This is a genomic window from Phenylobacterium sp. (assembly GCF_046463815.1).
Taxonomy (GTDB): Bacteria; Pseudomonadota; Alphaproteobacteria; order Caulobacterales; family Caulobacteraceae; genus Phenylobacterium.
In genome coordinates, this window is record NZ_JBKBRO010000013.1 from 63,060 (window position 1) to 80,323 (window position 17,264).

Sequence of the window (17,264 nt, forward strand, 5' to 3'; positions counted from 1 at the left end):
TCCGGCTTGCGAAGCGCCGCCATGCGCGCTTTTGAGAACCGGGATGGACAAGCTCTTCTTCGATCTGCGCCCGACGCACAACCCGCACCGGTGGTACATGCCGCTCACCGACGACGTGTGCGTGGGCCCGCCCGGCAAGATGTTCATGTTCGGCGGCGTGGGCCTGGGCTCGGCGGTCGCGGCCATGGAGCGGACCTGCCAGCGGCCGGTGGTGTGGGCGACGGCCCAGTACCTGTCCTACGCCAACCCGCCCAGCGTGGTGGACCTCGACGTCTGGACTCCGGTCTCGGGCAAGTACAACACCCAGGCGCGCGTCGTGGGCCACGTGGACGACCGGGAGATCTTCACCGTCAACGCCGCCCTGGGCGAACGGCCGAGCGACCTGTCGCACCAGTGGGTCGAGATGCCCGACGCCCCCAAGCCCCGGGACTGCGAGCCGGCCGAGCACTGGCGGGGATCGGGGCGGGGGCTGCACAGCCGCATCGAGGTCCGCGTCGCCAAGGGGCGCTACGGCATGGACCGCAACGGCCAGGCCGAACCCGACGGCCGCTTGCTCCTGTGGATCCGGCCGCGCGAGGGCTTCGTGGTGGATGCGCCCATGCTGGCGATCATGGCCGACTTCGTGCCCTCGGGGGTCGGCAACGCGCTGGGCAAGAACGCCGGCGGCAACAGCCTGGACAACACCATCCGCATCCGCCGGATCGTGCCGACGGAGTGGGTGCTGTGCGACATCCGCATCCACGGCGTGCACGGCGGTTTCGCCCACGGGGACATGCACCTGTTCGCCGAGGACGGGGAGCTGATGGCCATGGCCAGCCAGTCGCTGATCGTGCGGGTCCGCGAGAGCGCCGACGAGCGCTAGAACGGCTCGGCGGCGACGCCCGGCCGCTCGTTGTCCCAGATCATCGAGACGATCCGCCAGCCGAGGTCGGGGTCCCTGTAGAGCTGGATCGAGTTGATCCCGCGCCGTTCGGGGACGGCGTCATCGGGCGCGCGGCGGGCCTCGTAGAGGCTCCAGGCGTGGGCCATGTTCCCCAGCACGTCGATGCGCCGGGCGATCTCCACCTCGAAAAACGGATTGGCCATGAAGAACGGGGCCACGTCCTCGGCGTAGGCCTCCTGGGACATGATCTTGATCCAGGCCCGGCCGGCCTCGTCCACGCCGGTGCGCATCTGGCGCGACTCCGGATGGAAGGCGGCGGCCTGGCGCGACCAGTCGCGGGGGCCCGCGGGGCCGGAGATCATGGCGTACATCTCGTCGATCACCGCGCCGATCGCAGCCCGTTCGTCCATGGCGGGATTCCTCCGTTACGCCCCTGCGGTCACATGCGCCGCAGGGCCGCCGCAAATGACAAAGCTGTAAGGCGCGCGACCGGCGGCGGGGTGTAAGAACACGGCCAAACGCGCGCGGCCGACGCCGCGCCCCGGAGAGAGACGTTCGAGATGACCATCCGCCTTCACGGGTTCGCGGCGGCCTCCGCCGCGGCCCTGCTCACCGCCTGCGCCACGGCCGCCCCGCCGCCGCCCGCCGTGACCGCCGCCGCGCCGGCGCCCCAGCCCGCGCGCCCCAAGCCCCAGGTCGGCGCCTTCGGCTTCGACGTGTCGGGCATGGACACGTCGGTCGCGCCCGGCGACGACTTCTTCCGTTACGCCGCCGGCAAGTGGGCGGACCGCACCGAGATCCCGGCCGACCGCTCCAACATCACCGCCTTCTCGGTGATCGCCGAGATGGCGGCCAAGCGCACCCGGACCATCATCGAGGACGCCGCCGCCTCGAACGCACCCGAGGGCTCGGAGGCGCGCAAGATCGGCGACTACTTCGCCAGCTTCATGGACGAGGCCCGCATCGAGCAACTGGGCGCGGCGCCGCTGAAGCCCGAGCTGGACCGCGTGGCGGCCATTCGCACCCGCAAGGACCTCTCGCGGGAGCTGGGCGCCGCCCTTCGCGCCGACGTGGACGCCATCAACGCCACCGACTTCTACACCGACCGGCTGCTGGGCCTGTGGGTGGCCGAGGACCTGAACGACACCTCGATCTACCGGCCCTACCTGATGCAGGGCGGCCTGGGCATGCCCGACCGGGAATACTACCTGGGCGACAGCCCGCGCTTCCAGGAGCTCAGGACCAAGTACCAGGCCCACGTGGCGGCCATGCTGAAGCTGGCCGGCTTCGAGCAGGCCGAGGCCCGCGCCGCCCGGATCATGGCCCTGGAGACCGCCATCGCCCGCCAGCACTGGACGGTGGACGAGACGAGCGACGTCCTGAAGGCCAACACGGTCTGGACCCGCGCCGAGCTGGCGAAGAAGGCGCCCGGCATCGACTGGGACGCCTTCCTGGCCGCCGCGGGACTGCAGGACCAGCAGCGCTTCGGGGCCTGGCAGGACACGGCCATCGCCGGGCTCTCCAGGCTGGTCGCCACGCAGCCGATGCAGGCCTGGCGCGACTACCTGACCTTCCACGCGATCGAGCGCGGCGCGCCCTATCTGTCCAAGGCCTTCGCGGACGAGCATTTCGCGTTCAACGGCCAGGCGCTCACCGGCACGCCGCAGCAGCGCGAACGCTGGAAGCGGGGGGTGGACTTCACCAGCAACGCGATGGGCGAGGCGGTCGGCAAGATCTACGTCGAGAAGCACTTCTCGCCCGAGGCCAAGGCCAAGGCGGGCGAGATGGCCCAGAACGTGCTGAAGGCCTTCGGCCAGCGCATCGACGCCCTGGACTGGATGAGCCCCGAGACCAAGGCCGAGGCCAAGCGCAAGCTCGCCAACTTCAAGGTCAATGTCGGCTATCCCGATGCGTGGCGGGACTATTCGGGCCTGCGGGTCGTCCGCGGCGACGCCTACGGCAACTGGCAGCGGGCCGAGCTGTTCGAATACCGCCGCAACGTGGGCAAGCTGGGCCGGCCCGTCGACCGCGGCGAGTGGTTCATGACCCCCCAGACGGTGAACGCCATCTTCGCCCCGTCGCAGAACTCGATCAGCTTCCCGGCGGCCATCCTGGAGCCGACGTTCTTCGATCCCCACGCGGACGATGCTGTGAACTACGGGGCCATCGGCGGGGTCATCGGCCACGAGGTCAGCCACGGCTTCGACGACCTGGGCGCGCAGTTCGACGAGAAGGGGAACCTGCGCAACTGGTGGACCGCCTCCGACATGGCCCGCTTCAAGGCCGAGACGAAGAAGCTGGCCGACCAGTACAGCGCCTATGAGGTCCTGCCGGGCCTCAACCTCAAGGGCGAGCAGGTGCTGGGCGAGAACATCGCCGACGTGGCGGGCCTGGCCACCGCCTGGGATGCCTACAGGCTGTCGCTGGGCGGCAAGACGCCCGAAGCCATCGACGGCTTCAGCGCCGAGCAGCGGTTCTTCCTGGGCTGGGCGCAGAACTACCGGTCGAAGTACCGCGAGGCCGCCCTGCGCCGCATCGTCGTGACGGATGTCCACTCGCCGGGGCCGTACCGGGCGATCACGGTGCGCAACCTCGACCCCTGGTACGGGGCGTTCGACGTGAAGCCGGGGCAGAAGCTCTACCTGGCGCCGGCCGACCGCGTGAAGATCTGGTAGCGGCTTGGCGCAGGTCCATCCGGTCACGGAGCCCGATGATCCTCGCATAGAGGGCTACCGCGAGGTGCGCGAGCGCGACCTTGCGGGCCGCGAGGGCCTGTTCGTGGCCGAGGGCCGGGTGGTGCTGGAAAAGGCGGTCCGGGCCATCCCGGACCGCATCGTCTCGGTGCTGGTCGCCGAGAAGCGGCTGGATTCCCTGGCGGACGTGATCGCGAACCTGGCGCCGGGCACGCCCGTCTACGCCGCCAGCCAGACGGTGATGGACCGGATCGTGGGGTTCCCGATCCACCGGGGCATCCTGGCGCTGGGCCGGCGCGTGGCGGTCCCGGCGAAGCGCCTCCTGGCCGGCCTGCCGCCGGAGGCCCTCGTCGTCGGGCTGGTGGGGATCGCCAACCACGACAACATGGGCGGCCTCTTCCGCAACGCCGCGGCCTTCGGCGCGGACGCGGTGCTGATCGACGCCGGCTCCTGCGATCCGCTCTACCGCAAGGCCATCCGCGTCAGCGTCGGCGCGGCCCTGACCGTCCCGTTCGCCAGGCTCGCCCCGGACGAGGACATGGCCGAGGTCCTGGCGGCCGCGGGGTTCGAGGTCCTCGGCCTGACGCCGAGGGGCGAGGTCGAGCTTTCGGAGCTGGAGCCGGCGCCCCGCACGGCGGCGCTGTTCGGCGCCGAGGGGCCCGGACTGCCCGAGGCGGTGATGGCCCGGGCGCGGACCGTGCGCCTGCAGATGGCCGGCGGCTTCGACTCCCTGAACGTGGCCACCACCAGCGGCATCGTCCTTCACCATATTTCGGCCCGACGAAATTCCCGAACGTAAGTCTGGGCTTAACCTCGATCGGCGATCCTCTTCGGCCGGAGACGGCGAAGCCGCCGTCGGGGAGGACCATGAAGCGTCTGCGGAAACGCGCTGCCGAGAAGGCGCCGGCCGGGCTTGAGCAGTCCGGACCGGTGTTCGATCGCGCCACGCGCCTGGCCCGGACGCTGTTCGGCCCCGTGGACGCCCAGATCACCCTGCTGGACGGCGACCGGGTGTGGCACAGCCGGGGCGGTGGCACCTCGTCGGCGGGGCAGGCGCTGGGCGTGCGCGAGGTGATGCGCACCGGCGAGCTCGTGTGGTGCGAGGACTGCCGCGAGGACCCGCGCTTCCGGGAGGACGCCGCCGTCGTGGGGCCGCCCTACGTACGCTTCTTCGCCGGCGCGCCGATCCGGCTGGAGGACGGCTCCACGCCCGGCGCCATCTGGGTGGGCGGGTTGGAGCCGCGGGCCTTCGACCAGACGCTGGCGTCGCGGTTGCAGGATCTGGCCGGCGTGGTGGCGGACGAGTGGGCCCGGGTCCGCGCCCGCCAGGCCCGGACCAGCTATGAGAAGACCCTGGGCGCGGTGATCGACGCCATGCCGATCTCACTGGTCCTCACCGACCGCGACATGCGGGTGATCTACGCCAGCCCGCCGTGGATCCAGGCGCGCGGCCTCACGGGCCGGCAGGTCATCGGCCGGACGCTGTACGAGCTGCGGCCTGACATGTTCCTGAAGTGGCGGGACAGCCTGGAAGGCGCCGTGGCGAGCGGCAAGGGCTACAAGGTGGAGCGCCTGGGCCTGGCCCGGCCCGACGGCCGCAAGGACTGGGTGAAGGTCGAGGTCACGCCCTGGTACGACCACGAGGGCAAGGTGGGCGGCCTGATCATCGGCTCGTTCGACATCACCGCGGTGGTCGAGGCCCTGGAGCGCACCGAGCGCTCCGAGGAACGGCTGAAGCTCGCGATGCAGCTCGCCGACATCCACGTCTACGAGATGGACTACGTCCGCCACGAGCTCACCAAGGTGGGCGCCGAGGACACGTTCTTCGACAGGCCCAAGACCTATCGCGAGATGGCGCGGGACATCTGGGACACCGTCGACCCGCGGGACCGCGAGGAGGCCATCGGGGCCTGGGTGCGGCATGTGCAGGAGGGGGCGCCATTTAGCCCCGAGTACCGGGCCCACCGGAAGGACGGCAAGGAGGTCTGGGTCGCCAGCACCGCGCGCCTGACCACGGACGAGGCCGGCAGGCCCGTTCGCCTGATCGGCGCCATACAGAACATCACCAAGCGCAAGGCCCAGGAGCGGGCGCTGGTGCAGGCCAAGGAGGAGGCCGAGGCCGCCAACCGGGCCAAGAGCGCGTTCCTCGCCACCATGAGCCACGAGATCCGCACGCCGTTGAACGGGGTGCTGGGCATGGCCCAGGCCATGGCCGCCGACGAGCTGACGCCGGCGCAGCGCGACCGGCTGGACGTGATCCGCCAGTCGGGCGAAAGCCTGCTCGCCATCCTCAATGACGTGCTGGACCTGTCGAAGATCGAGACCGGCAAGCTGGAGCTGGAGGCGGCGGAGTTCGACGTGGCTGAGCTGGCCCAGGCGGTGCACGCCACCTTCGCCGCCGTGGCCGACAACAAGGGCCTGGACTTCGACCTGATTGTGGAGCGGAGCGCCAGGGGCGTCTATCTCGGCGATCCCGTGCGGGTGCGCCAGATCCTCTGGAATCTGGTCTCCAACGCCCTGAAGTTCACCGACCGCGGCAGCGTGCGGGTAAAGATCGGCGCCCGGCGCGGCGTCGTCGCCATCGAGGTGATCGACAGCGGCATCGGCATCGCGCCGGATCAGCTCGCCTACCTGTTCCGCAAGTTCGAGCAGGCCGACGCCTCGACCACCCGCCGGTTTGGCGGCACCGGCCTGGGCCTGGCGATCTGCCGGGAGCTGGCCGAGCTGATGGGGGGCGAGATCTCCGCGTCGAGCGCGCGGGGCCAGGGCGCGACGTTCACGGTGAAGCTGCCGCTGAAGAAGGTCCCCAAGGGCCGGGCCCAGCCCAAGCGGCGCGGCCCGAGCGACCCGCGCGAGGCCGAGGCCGAGCGTCCCCTGCGCATCCTCGCCGCCGAGGACAACGCCATGAACCAGCTCGTGCTCAAGACGCTGCTGGCCCAGGTGGGGATCGATCCTGTCGTGGTGCCCGACGGCCGCGAGGCGGTGGCCGCCTGGGAGCGCGAGGACTGGGACGTGATCCTGATGGACGTCCAGATGCCGGTGATGGACGGGCCCACCGCCACGGCCCTGATCCGCACCCGAGAGCGGGCCCTGAACCGCCCGCGCACGCCCATCGTGGCCCTGACCGCCAACGCCATGTCGCACCAGGTGGCCGAATACGCCGAGGCCGGCATGAACGGCTACGTCGCCAAGCCCATCGAGGCCGCGCGGCTGTACGAAGCCCTTCAGGCGGCCGTGGAACGCGGCGAAGCGGCTAGGGCGGCGGCGGCTTAGGTTTCAGGGCGTTCTAGGCAGGTCGGTGCGGCTTCCTATTGAGTGCCGTCGCCCGTCGAGCCTTGTGCCGGCTTGCGGAGCCCTGCGAGCAAGCGCGAGCGCCACATGTCTAGAGGTTCGAACGCCGCCCAATAGAGGTCCCGCACCTGGATGAGCGATGCGTGTGTATCGGCGTGAATCCGTAGCCGAATGCGGCGCCTCCGATAGGTGGTCTCGAACTCGTCGCCGATCAGGTTGTTGACGTACAGGCTACCTTCCGGCGTGGAGTGTTCGGCGCGACCATTAGGCGTCCCGTACATCATACCGAATGAGTGCTGTGCGCTGTGGCGCATGCCTTCTACATTCGGAAACAGCGTCCGGAAGGTCCTTGTGGCCTGGCGCTTCTTGGCGACGTTCATTGCGGCTCGAACGCTCGGGCAATGACCCAAGTTGATGCCGATGGCCGCCATCTCTTCATAGAAGCGAAAGACGGAGCCGGTGGCGTCACGTGCGGCGATGAACGTCCACTCGCGGAACTTGTCGCTTTCGGCGCGGGAATCGTCGTCGCGAAGCCGCTTCAGCATTTCCGCGCTCGCGTGCTCGAAGAGCTGGACGGCACCCATGAAGGCGCGACACTCATCATCGAGCCCGCGCAGAAGCATGTTGATTACGTCGGCGTGTTCTCGCTCAGGCTCAGAGTACGAGACGGTGTTGATGCGGGGGGCAGCGAAGGCGCTTGCCATGTCATCTTCGGCTCATGAACGATTTGGGCCTGCTCACCCAAAGGAAGCCGCCTCCCGCCGCAATAAGGCGATCAAACGCATGCTCGCCGCCCGGCCGCAACCGAGAATAGCTGAGCCTCCGAAGGCGCCGAATACGGTTTCCCCGTCCCTGGGACAGTTCTCCGCCGCGAAGCCCCTGACTCGGGCTAGTACGCCCCTGGGATGCGATCCTTGAGGGTGTAGGTCTTGCCGTTCCAGGGCCAGCCGGACGGGGCATCGTCCCAATCGCTGTTGCGCGCGAAGAGGCCGCTCATCTGGAACCCGCCGCCGAAATCCGCCATGCGGCATTCCAGGTAGGTCTGCTCGACCCAACAGTTCATACGCGGAAAATCCAGGGCGTCCCCTGGGCGCAGGACGACGGCGGGTTGTTCCTGGGCGTCGAGCGGGATTACCATAAGCGGGCCGTCCTCGTAGTCGCCCACCCAGGAGTGCGGGACGCACTTGTCGTCCTGGCACGCGATCCTGACCTTGTCGTTGGCGCAGGCGATCCAGCCTCCGTGGACGCGGCAGGCGACCGAGCGGTCGGCAACGGTATAGAGGCCGTCACGGGCCTCGATCATGCGCCATTTTTCCGTAGCGCCCGGCGCCTTCCCGCCCAGCGCCCGCCGCACCGCGCCCTCGGGCAGCATCGGCAAGACGACGAGGGCGAGGAGGACAAGAAGGCCGGCGACGATCTTGGCGCGCATCGGAGGCTCCACCGTGACGCCTCGGAACGTAGCAGGAACGATGAGGCTGTCGAGCCCCACCGGGGCCCGACGTCCGGAGGCCCTCCGCGGCGGGGGTGTGCGCCGTGGGGGAGAGGGGAGGGCCTACGGGTCCCTCGCTGGGGGATCAGGCGGCGAGCGGGAGCGGCTCGCCGAACTCGATGGCCGAGATCACCACGTCCATGACGGTGTCGCGGAAGGCGGTGCGGGCGGGATCGCGCCCGGCCGCGCCTGCGCAGACCATCAGCGGGATCAGGTGCTCCTCGCGCGGGTGGGCCTCGCGGCCGAACGGCGCCTCGGCCCACCGGGCGAGGCGGGCGGGATCGGCGGCCGCCTCCTCCAGCCAGGCGTCGAAGCGGGCGGACTTCCCGGTGAAGGCCGGCGAGAAGCCGCGCATGTTGTGCCAGCTCATGCCCGACCCCACGATCAGCACGCCCTCGTCCCGGAGGGGGGCGAGCGGGCGGCCGGCGGCGAGGTGTTCCCGGGCGTCCAGCCCGGCCTTCAGCGAGAGCTGCACGACGGGGATGTCGGCCTCGGGCGTCACCAGCTTCAGGGGGATGAAGACGCCGTGGTCCCAGCCGCGCTCCGGGTCGGCCGCCGAGGCGATGCCGGCGCCGGCCAGGAGGCCCCGGACGCGCGCCGCCAGCGTGGGCGAGCCGGACGCGTCGAAGGTCAGTCGGTAGGTGTGCTCGGGGAAGCCGTGGTAGTCGAAGATCAGGCCCGGGCGCTCGCCCGAGCCCACGGTGAAGACGGGCGCCTCCCAGTGGCCCGAGACGACCAGGATCGCCTTCGGCCGCTCCGGCAGGCCGGCGACCAGCCCGCGCAGATAGGCTTCCGTGCGGGCCCAGGCGTCAGCCGGGCCGCGGGTCCACGCCATGAAGAAGCAGGGACCCGCGCCGTGCGGAATGTAGACCGTCGGGAGGCGCATGGCTTTGGTCCTTGGTTCAATCGACATTCAATGGGCCGCCGCGGCCTTCCGGGGAGTCGGCATTCCCTTCTTCTCCTCCCCCATTGGGGGAGGGGGACCGGCCGAAGGCGGGTGGAGGGGGCCTGACGATAGGCTCGGCGCTTCCGGCAAGCCCCCTCCACCATGCTAGTGCATGGTCCCCTCCCGACGGGGGAGGAGAGACCTTGGCCGGCGTCCGACGAAGCTTAGGCCGCGGCTTTCCCGGCCGGTTCGGCCAGGATGCGCTCGATCCAGGCGGCGAAATTCTGGCCGAATCCCTTGAGGAACTCGGCCGTGGACTCGTTCACCAGTTCGCCGTTCTCGCCGAACAGGGTGAAGGCGGCGCCGATGTAGGCTTCCTGGCTCAGCAGCGGCACGTTCAGGAACACCAGCGACTGGCGCAGGTGGTGGTTGGCGCCGAAGCCGCCGATGGCGCCGGGCGAGACGCTGATGACCGCGCCGGGCTTGCCGTTCCACACGCTGGAGCCGTATGGGCGCGAGCCCACGTCGATGGCGTTCTTAAGGACGCCGGGGACCGAGCGGTTGTATTCGGGCGTGACGAACAGCACCGCGTCGCGGGCGGCGATCTCCTTCCTGAACCGGGTCCAGGCTTCGGGGGCGCCGGCGGCTTCGACGTCCTCGTCGTAGTGGGGCAGGTCGCCGATCTCGATGAAGTCGAACGTCAGGCCGGGGGTGAGGGCGGCCAGCGCCTTGGCGACCTTGCGGTTCACCGAGTCCTTGCGGAGGGAACCGACGACGACGGCGACGGTGCGGGGTTGGGACATGGAGGTCTCCGGGCTCTCAGGGGAGGAAAATCACGCGGCGCGGGGCGGGGCCTCGGCCTGCAGCGAAGGTGGGCCCGGTCAGGTCCGTTGATAATCCGCCAGAATTGGATGATTGTGCTTCCGAAAAGGAAACAATCCGATGGACCGGCTGGACGAACTCGGCGCCTTCGTGGCGGTGGCCGACGCGCGGAGCTTCACGCAGGGCGCGCGCAAGCTGGGGGTGTCCAGCGCCCAGGTCTCGAAGCTGGTGGCCCGGCTGGAGAACCGCCTGGGCGCGCGGCTGCTGAACCGCACCACCCGCGACGTCTCCCTCACCGACACGGGCCAGGCCTATCTGGAGCGGGCGCGGGAGCTGCTGCAGGGCTTCGAGGCCCTGGAGACCTCGGTTCGCGACCAGACGGGCCCGAGCGGCCTCTTGAAGGTCTCGGCGCCGGTCTCGTTCGGCCGCAACCAGCTCACCCCGGCGCTGCTGGACTTCGCCTCGGGCTGCAACGCCGTCTCGCTGGACGTGGTGTTCAGCGACCGAATGGTCAATCTGGTTGAGGAGGGCTTCGACGTGGCCGTGCGCATCGGCCACCTGAGCGACTCCTCACTGGTGGCGCGGCGCCTCGCGGCGGTGCGGATGGTGACCTGCGCCTCGCCCGGCTACCTGGCCCGGGCCGGCACGCCCACGTCGCTGGAGGACCTGACGCGCCACGAGGCCGTGCTCGACACGAACGTGCGCGACCCCACCATCTGGCGCTTCGGGCCGCAGTCCGAGCCCCGGGAGGTGCGGGTGCACGGGCGGCTGCGCTTCAGCGGGGCCGAGGCCTGCGCGGCGGCGGCCGTTGCCGGCTTCGGCCTGACCCGCACCCCGGCCTTCGCGGTGGCCGACGACCTCCGGGCCGGGCGGCTGGTCCCGGTGCTGTGCAACCATGAGCCCGAGCTGGTCCACGTGCACGCTGTCTATCCGCACGCGCGGCACCTGGCGGCCAAGGTGAGGGCCTTCGTGGACTTCCTGGCGGCGCGCTACGCGGGCGAGCCCGAGTGGCACCAGGGCTGGGGCAGCCGCCACCCGGTTCCCTGAACTCCTTACGCGAAGGCGATCCAGCGGCCGGCGGCGGCGGTCATCACCCACACCAGGATGGCGGCGTAGGCCAGCGCCTTGGCCGCGGGCCCCGCGGCGTCATCGCGGGCCGAGGTCGCGACCTGCACGCCCGCCATGCCCAGGATCCAGGCCGTGAAGGCCAGGGCGAAGGCCTTGTTGACCGGGTCCAGCCGGGCGAAGTCGTCGGCCGGGATCATCACGTGGGTTGCGGCGGTCTGGACGATCACCAGGACCCCCAGCCCCAGCAGGTAGACGATGCGCAGCGCGCCCCGGGTCACGAAGGCGGCGATCAGGGCGGCGGCGAGGATCACGTGCCAGAGGCCGGGACTGACCAGCTTGGCCGTACCGAACACGGCCAGGCCCAGGCCGAAGAGGGCCAGGCCCACGACCGCCCAGAGCTTGCCCGCGCCGCCGAGCAGGCCGTCCCGCCGGGCCGCCGGCATGGCGACGCCGTAGGTGAGGACGATGGCGGCGGCCAGGCCCAGCATCTTCGCGGTGAAGGCCTCGGACGTGTAGAGCCGCTCGGCGTTCGAGGACCCGATCAGCAGGCCGGACACGATCACGCCCACGACGCCGAGGTTGAGCCAGGGCCGGACGTTGCGCTCGACCTCGGCCGGGCTCTCCTCGGTCAGGCCGTGGCCGATGAGGCGCAGGTTGAGCAGGATGCTCGCCCCGCCCAGCAGGGCGATGGAGAGGATGTGCAGCACCTCCCACTGGGCGAAGTAGGGCTTGATCCACGCGCCGGGGAAGGTGTCGTCCAGGCCGGCCACCCAGGGGGCGAGCGCCGGGAAGAAGTCCTGCGGGGCCATGCTCATTGGGCCACATCCTTCAGATCGACGGCGCCGCGTTCGGACGTGGCGCAGGACTGGGCGACGTTGGCCCAGTGGGGCAGGGGCTTGCCGCACTCCAGCCAGTCGTAGGCGATGAAACGGCCGAAGGTGATGACGGTGACCCAGGCCAGGATCGACACCAAGGCCGAGAGGCGGGCCGCGGCCGGCGGCTTCGGCGCGGCGTCCCAGTCCTGGCGGTTCCGTTGCACCCGGAAGTGGAAAACGAGGATGTTGATCATCGCCGCGGCGATGAACACGAGCTTCAGGCGGAACCAGAGATTATGGTAATAAAGCAAGGGCTTGGCGTAGAAGAGCGCGAGGCCCGTGGCGATCATCACGGCGAAGCCGAAGACCGTGAGCGGCAGCACCCGGTCGCTGAGCACCGACACCCGCGTGTTCCGGAACGCCACGCCCAGCAGGCGAAGGTCGACCAGGAAGATGGTGCCGGCGAACAGCATCAGCGCCAGGACGTGCGTCCCTTCCAGGAGTCCCCAGAAGTTCAGCGAACTGGCCAGCGCCTCGCTCCAGGACATGGCGAGGTCGCCCTCGCCCTTGCCCAGCTCGGTCGCAAGCCAGACCAGGAAGTCTCGCAACACGTTTCCGCCCCCCAAAACATACCGGTCTTTCTATAGCGGAGGTCGCACGAGTCGATTGCGGCCCTGCTACGTTCCGGAAATCTGCCCTCGCTCCCGCCGGCGGCCGCTCGTACGGGGCCGCTCGTCTTCGTTATCGAAGGTAAGGTACGCGAGCCGGCGGGCCGACGGCAACGGTTTTCGAGCGGGCGGTCAGGCCGCCGGGGCGAGCGCTTCGGCCATGCGGCTAGGGGGTGGTCCGCATCTGGGCCATCAGCTCCTCGCGGCGGGCCTTGAGCTGCTCGCCGACGGCGCGGGTGTCCATCTCCGACTTCCGGACCTCGGGGAAGTACTCCTGCTCCTCCTCCTCGACGTGGTGCTCGATCATCTCCTTCAGGACGGTGACCTTGGCGTCGTACATCTCGTCGGACGGGTCCATCTGCTCGATCTGGGCCATCAGGTCCTTGGCCGCCTGGTGCTCGACGATCGCCTCGTTGACGATGTCGTCGTCGTCCAGGAACTCGCGCGAGGCGGGGTAGAAGATCTCCTCCTCGATCTGGGTGTGGACCTTCAGCTCCATGTCGATCCGGTTGAAGATGCGCAGCTTTTCCTGTGCGTCCTTCGCCTTCTCGTACTGGCCGAACAGCTTCTCGACGGCGCGGTGGTCGGCCTTGAGCATGGCCACGGCGTCCTTCAGCCGCGAGCGGGAATCGGCGGTCTTGCGGCGGCCCGAGGACGTGGGTTTGGCGTTCTTGGCTTCGGTGCGGGCGGCGGCGGTGGGCATGGGGTCTCTCCAGGGTTGGCGCGGCTCGCCGTGTTGAACCCGCCTCCGCCGCCACGGTTCCGGCGCCCGCGGCCTTGATTTTCCAGGCCGGGGCGGGTCGTTAGCGGACATGAGCGGACAGACGCGGGTGACGATCGCGGGCGCCGGCGCCCTGGGCTTGAGCTGCGCGCTCGCACTGGCCGACGCCGGCGTTGGGGTGACGGTTTGCGATCCGGCCGAACCCCTGGCCAACGCCTCCGGCGTGGCGGGCGGGATGATTGCGCCGGCCTTCGAGGCGGTGCTCGATCCCGAGGCCCGGGGACACCTGGCGATCCTGCTGGCGGCGCGCGACCTGTGGCCGGGTCTCGCCGAGCGGGCGGGGGTGCGGCTGGATCGCTCGGGCGCCCTGGCGGTCGGGTCCGACGCCTGGCTGGAGAAGGTGGCGGCGGGCTTCGCCGGCCTGGGCCTGCACCCCGCCGAGATCGGCCATGCGACGGCCACGGCCATGGCGCCCGGCCTGTCGCCCGAGTTCCCGCGCGCGCTGTTGATGCGCGAGGACTGGCGGATCGCGCCCGGCGCGGCGCTTTCGGGCCTGCGCCGCGCCGCCGAGGCCGTGGGCGTCGCGTTCCGCCGCGAGCCTGCGACCGGCCCGGTCCCCGGCGAGGTTCTGGTGGTCGCCACCGGCGCGGGCCGGGGGCTGAGCAACGTCGCACCCGAGCTTTCGCGGCTCTCCCCGATCAAGGGCCATATCGTGCGCGCCGCCGCGGCGCCCGGCGCGGTCACGGTGCGGGGCGAGGGCGTCTATGTGACCCCCGCCGACGAGGGCGTGGCCGTCGGCGCCACCATGGAGCCGGGACGCGACGACGTTGAGATCGAGCCGGACAAGGTCGAGCCGCTGCGCCGGGCGGCCGCGCGCCTCTTCCCGCACCTCGCCGACGCTCCGTTCGAGATCGGGGCCGGGGTGCGCGGCGCGACCCCGGACGGCCTGCCGATGGTGGGCTGGAGCGAGGCGCCCGGCGTGCTGCTGGCGGTGGGCGCACGCCGCAACGGCTGGCTGCTCGCGCCGCTGGTGGCCAAGGTGGCGGCGGCTTGCGTGACGGGGCGTGACCCTGGTCCCCATGGCCCGCGCTTCGACCCGGGGCGCTTTGGGGGGGCGGCATGAACGGCTTCTGGTTCACCGACGAGCAGCAGGCGATCCGCGACGGGGTCCTGAAGCTCTGCGAACGCTTCGACGCCGAATACTGGCGGCGCACCGACGAGACCGGCGACTTCCCGGAGGCCTTCGTGGCGGCCATGGCCGAGGCCGGCTGGCTGGGCGCCGCCATGCCGGTGGAGCTGGGCGGCTCGGGCCTGGGGCTCACCGAGGCCGCCATCGCCATGCAGGCGGTGGCCGAGAGCGGGGCGGGCTTCTCGGGCGCCAGCGCCCTGCACCTCAACATCTTCGGCCCCATGCCGCTCGCCAGGTTCGGGACCGACGAGCAGAAGCGCAAGCTGATCCCCCGGCTGATTTCGGGCGAGGACCGCATGTGCTTCGGCGTCACCGAGCCCGACGCCGGCCTCGACACCACCCGCGTCGCCACGCGGGCGGTCCGCACGAACGACGGCTACGTCATCTCGGGCCGGAAGATGTGGACCACCATGGCCCAGCGGGCGACCAAGATGCTGATCGTCGCGCGCACGACGCCCCGGGACGAGGTGAAGAAGCCGCACGAGGGGATCAGCCTGTTCTACGTCGACTTCGACCGGGAGAAGATCCACGCCCGGCCGATCCCGAAGATGGGTCGCAAGGCGATCGAGTCCAACGCCGTCTTCATCGACGACCTGCACGTCCCCGCCGACGCCCTGGTGGGCGAGGAGGGACAGGGATTCCGCTACCTGCTGGAGGGGCTGAACCCAGAGCGGGTGCTGATCGCCGCCGAGGCCGTGGGCCTGGGTCGCGCGGCCCTGAAGAAGGCGGCGGCCTACGCCAGGGAGCGGGTCGTGTTCGGCCGGCCCATCGGCCAGAACCAGGGCGTGGCCCATCCGCTGGCCCGCTCCTGGGCCGAGCTGGAGGCGGCGAACCTGATGGCCTTCAAGGCCGCCGCGCTCCACGACGCCGGACGTGACTGCGGCGCCGAGGCGAACGCGGCCAAGTACCTGGGCGGCGAGGCGGGCTTCCGCGCCTGCGAGGCGGCGGTGCTGGCCCACGGCGGCATGGGCTACGCCAAGGAGTACGACGTGGAGCGGTACTTCCGGGAGGCGATGATCCCGCGCATCGCCCCCGTCAGCCGGGAGATGATCTTCAACTATATCGCCGAGCGGGTCCTGGGCCTTCCGAAGAGCTACTAGGCGCGATCCCGGGGCAGGCGGAAGCGGATCGGGATGCGGACCTCGCCGCCCTCGACCGCGCGGCCGTCCACGGTCTTGGGGCTCATGCGGAAATAGCGCGAGAGCTTGAGCGCGGCCTCGCCGAAGCCCTCGCCGGCGGGACTCTCCGACGTCACCTCGCAGGCCGCCACCGAGCCCTTGGCCGTCACGGCGCAAGAGATGGTCGCCGCGCCCTCCAGGCCCTTCCGCAAGGCGGCGTCGGGATAGTAGCGCGCCAGGTCGTCGGCGTCGGGCCGCCGGAGCCAGGTGGGATTGCCGATCACCGGATCGTCGGCGGGCGCGGCGATCGCGGGCGGCGGGTCCAGCGTCGCGATCGGGCCGATCGGCGGCGGGCCGATGTGTTCGGGCGGATCGACCGGCAGCGGGTCCACGGGACCGGCGACGGGGTTCAACGGCTTGTGCGGCGTGATCGTGCTCGGCGGATCCTCGACCGGCTTCGGCGGCGGCGGCGGCCTGAAGCGGTCGAAGATCTTCCCGTCGATGGCGGGCGGCTCCGGGTAGGGGACCACCCTGGGCGGCGCGAACTGCATCATGGCCAGGTAGGCCGCGACGCCGGCGTGGGCGGCGACCGAAAGTCCCACGATGACGGTGGTTCGCGAGACGCGGCGGCCCTTGGGGGTGAAGCCAGAGGCGATGGAAGCCAGGTGAGCCATGTCCGAACTCCGAAGTTACAAGCGTAATATGTCCTAGATGTGAGCTCGAAAATTACATATGTCAACCACTGCGCGACGACATGGTTAGCGGCGCGTTAACCATGCCGGGCCCACCCCATGGGCATGGCCGTCCAGGGGATTCGCGGAATCGTCGAGGCTGCGATCGAACGCGCCTCCAAGGCGACGGGCGTCGACTTCAGCTTCCTGATGAAGACCGCGGGCCGCGAGAGCGGCCTGAACCCGACGGCGCGGGCCTCGACCTCGTCGGCGGCCGGGCTCTTCCAGTTCGTCGAGCAGACCTGGCTGCAGACGCTGAAGACCCACGGCTCGAAGTACGGCTACGCCCGCTACGCCGAGCTGATCACCCAGGGAGACGACGGCCGCTACCGCGTGAACGGGGCGGAAGCCCGCCGCGCGGTCATGGACCTGCGGCTCGATCCGCACGCCGCCTCGCTGATGGCCGGCGAGCTGGCCTCGGACCATGCCGCTTATCTGAAGGGCCGGGTGGGGCGCTCCCCCACGGCTGGGGAACTCTACGCCGCCCACTTCCTGGGACCCCAGGGCTCGGCCAAGCTGATCGAGGCCGTGCAGAGCCGGCCCGGCGCATCCGCCGCGGCCCTGTTTCCCGACGCGGCCCAGGCCAACCGCTCGATCTTCTACCGCGACGGCCGCGCGGCCACGGTCTCGGAGGTCTACGCCAACCTCACCCGCACGGCAGGGGGCCACGAGGCGGTCAGCGGCTCCGGCGCCTCGGACGACGACGGCGGCTTCCTCGAATACGCCTCGGCGCGGCGGCTCTCGCGCCAGCGCGAGCAGGAGGCTCTGGTGGCGCTGATCCTCAAGGGCGCCCAGCCGAACGACCAGCTCGGGGTCGGCAGCCGGCTCACCGGCTCGCTGTTCACCTCCGAGATGCTCAAGATGCTGTCGGACAGCCGCGACGGCTGAGA

Annotated in this window: 17 protein-coding genes; 8 read left to right on the top strand and 9 right to left on the bottom strand. The window is 70.6% G+C overall.

Annotation, left to right across the window (positions count from 1 at the left end):
* Positions 1 to 43 precede the first annotated feature (43 nt).
* Complete coding sequence (locus ACK4TT_RS10440) at positions 44 to 862, top strand: acyl-CoA thioesterase (RefSeq protein WP_409639268.1); 819 nt, start codon at positions 44 to 46, stop codon at positions 860 to 862.
* Here the strand turns inward: ACK4TT_RS10440 and ACK4TT_RS10445 are convergent.
* Entirely contained in the window at positions 859 to 1,293 is a 435-nt protein-coding gene (locus ACK4TT_RS10445) for a hypothetical protein (protein ID WP_409639271.1), read from the bottom strand. The genes ACK4TT_RS10440 and ACK4TT_RS10445 overlap by 4 nt on opposite strands.
* 150 nt (positions 1,294 to 1,443) lie before the next feature.
* Between ACK4TT_RS10445 and ACK4TT_RS10450 the strand changes: the two genes are divergently transcribed.
* The 3 genes from ACK4TT_RS10450 to ACK4TT_RS10460 all read left to right on the top strand — a co-directional run bounded on the left by ACK4TT_RS10450 (position 1,444) and on the right by ACK4TT_RS10460 (position 6,849).
* Complete coding sequence (locus ACK4TT_RS10450; protein WP_410212962.1) at positions 1,444 to 3,558, top strand: M13 family metallopeptidase; 2,115 nt, start codon at positions 1,444 to 1,446, stop codon at positions 3,556 to 3,558.
* 4 nt (positions 3,559 to 3,562) lie between these two features.
* Positions 3,563 to 4,375 (top strand): TrmH family RNA methyltransferase, encoded by an 813-nt coding sequence (locus ACK4TT_RS10455; protein WP_409639277.1) that lies wholly within the window; start codon positions 3,563 to 3,565, stop codon positions 4,373 to 4,375.
* 68 nt (positions 4,376 to 4,443) lie between these two features.
* Positions 4,444 to 6,849 carry an ATP-binding protein gene (locus tag ACK4TT_RS10460; protein ID WP_410212963.1) on the top strand — a complete coding sequence of 802 codons (2,406 nt, stop codon included), beginning with the start codon at positions 4,444 to 4,446 and terminating at the stop codon, positions 6,847 to 6,849.
* 35 nt (positions 6,850 to 6,884) lie between these two features.
* On the opposite strand, the gene ACK4TT_RS10465 is transcribed toward ACK4TT_RS10460, so the two are convergent.
* The 4 genes from ACK4TT_RS10465 to ACK4TT_RS10480 form a co-directional block, all read right to left on the bottom strand.
* The gene (locus ACK4TT_RS10465; RefSeq protein ID WP_409639283.1) at positions 6,885 to 7,571 is read right to left on the bottom strand and encodes a hypothetical protein; all 687 of its coding nucleotides are present in this window, start codon (positions 7,569 to 7,571) and stop codon (positions 6,885 to 6,887) included.
* Between the two features lie 185 nt (positions 7,572 to 7,756).
* A complete protein-coding gene (locus ACK4TT_RS10470) occupies positions 7,757 to 8,296 on the bottom strand; it encodes a hypothetical protein (RefSeq protein ID WP_409639285.1) in 540 nt (179 codons plus the stop codon).
* 145 nt (positions 8,297 to 8,441) lie between these two features.
* A complete protein-coding gene (locus ACK4TT_RS10475) occupies positions 8,442 to 9,242 on the bottom strand; it encodes a DODA-type extradiol aromatic ring-opening family dioxygenase (RefSeq protein ID WP_409639289.1) in 801 nt (266 codons plus the stop codon).
* Positions 9,243 to 9,466: 224 nt separating this feature from the next.
* Positions 9,467 to 10,045 carry an NADPH-dependent FMN reductase gene (locus ACK4TT_RS10480; RefSeq protein WP_409639292.1) on the bottom strand — a complete coding sequence of 193 codons (579 nt, stop codon included), beginning with the start codon at positions 10,043 to 10,045 and terminating at the stop codon, positions 9,467 to 9,469.
* A gap of 139 nt (positions 10,046 to 10,184) precedes the next feature.
* Between ACK4TT_RS10480 and ACK4TT_RS10485 the strand changes: the two genes are divergently transcribed.
* Positions 10,185 to 11,111, top strand: a complete 927-nt coding sequence (locus ACK4TT_RS10485; RefSeq protein ID WP_410212964.1) for a LysR family transcriptional regulator — start codon at positions 10,185 to 10,187, stop codon at positions 11,109 to 11,111.
* A 5-nt stretch (positions 11,112 to 11,116) separates the two neighbouring features.
* Here the strand turns inward: ACK4TT_RS10485 and ACK4TT_RS10490 are convergent, their stop codons facing one another.
* From ACK4TT_RS10490 to ACK4TT_RS10500, 3 genes are all read right to left on the bottom strand, one after another.
* Positions 11,117 to 11,947, bottom strand: a complete 831-nt coding sequence (locus tag ACK4TT_RS10490; protein ID WP_409639297.1) for a DUF6644 family protein — start codon at positions 11,945 to 11,947, stop codon at positions 11,117 to 11,119.
* Positions 11,944 to 12,555 (bottom strand): DUF6644 family protein, encoded by a 612-nt coding sequence (locus ACK4TT_RS10495; protein WP_409639300.1) that lies wholly within the window; start codon positions 12,553 to 12,555, stop codon positions 11,944 to 11,946. The genes ACK4TT_RS10490 and ACK4TT_RS10495 overlap by 4 nt, the downstream gene beginning before the upstream one ends.
* A 226-nt stretch (positions 12,556 to 12,781) precedes the next feature.
* Positions 12,782 to 13,318 carry a hemerythrin domain-containing protein gene (locus tag ACK4TT_RS10500; RefSeq protein ID WP_409639303.1) on the bottom strand — a complete coding sequence of 179 codons (537 nt, stop codon included), beginning with the start codon at positions 13,316 to 13,318 and terminating at the stop codon, positions 12,782 to 12,784.
* Positions 13,319 to 13,427: 109 nt separating this feature from the next.
* Here ACK4TT_RS10500 and ACK4TT_RS10505 point away from each other — a divergent pair, with 109 nt between their 5' ends.
* Positions 13,428 to 14,459, top strand: coding sequence for an NAD(P)/FAD-dependent oxidoreductase (locus tag ACK4TT_RS10505; protein ID WP_409639306.1), 1,032 nt, complete (start codon positions 13,428 to 13,430; stop codon positions 14,457 to 14,459).
* Positions 14,456 to 15,625, top strand: coding sequence for an acyl-CoA dehydrogenase family protein (locus tag ACK4TT_RS10510; protein ID WP_410212965.1), 1,170 nt, complete (start codon positions 14,456 to 14,458; stop codon positions 15,623 to 15,625). Before ACK4TT_RS10505 ends, ACK4TT_RS10510 begins: the two co-directional genes overlap by 4 nt.
* On the opposite strand, the gene ACK4TT_RS10515 is transcribed toward ACK4TT_RS10510, so the two are convergent.
* Complete coding sequence (locus ACK4TT_RS10515; protein WP_409639312.1) at positions 15,622 to 16,317, bottom strand: energy transducer TonB; 696 nt, start codon at positions 16,315 to 16,317, stop codon at positions 15,622 to 15,624. The genes ACK4TT_RS10510 and ACK4TT_RS10515 overlap by 4 nt on opposite strands.
* A 123-nt stretch (positions 16,318 to 16,440) precedes the next feature.
* Between ACK4TT_RS10515 and ACK4TT_RS10520 the strand changes: the two genes are divergently transcribed.
* Positions 16,441 to 17,262: a transglycosylase SLT domain-containing protein gene (locus tag ACK4TT_RS10520; protein ID WP_409639398.1), complete on the top strand. Its 822-nt coding sequence runs from the start codon at positions 16,441 to 16,443 to the stop codon at positions 17,260 to 17,262.
* Positions 17,263 to 17,264 lie beyond the last annotated feature (2 nt).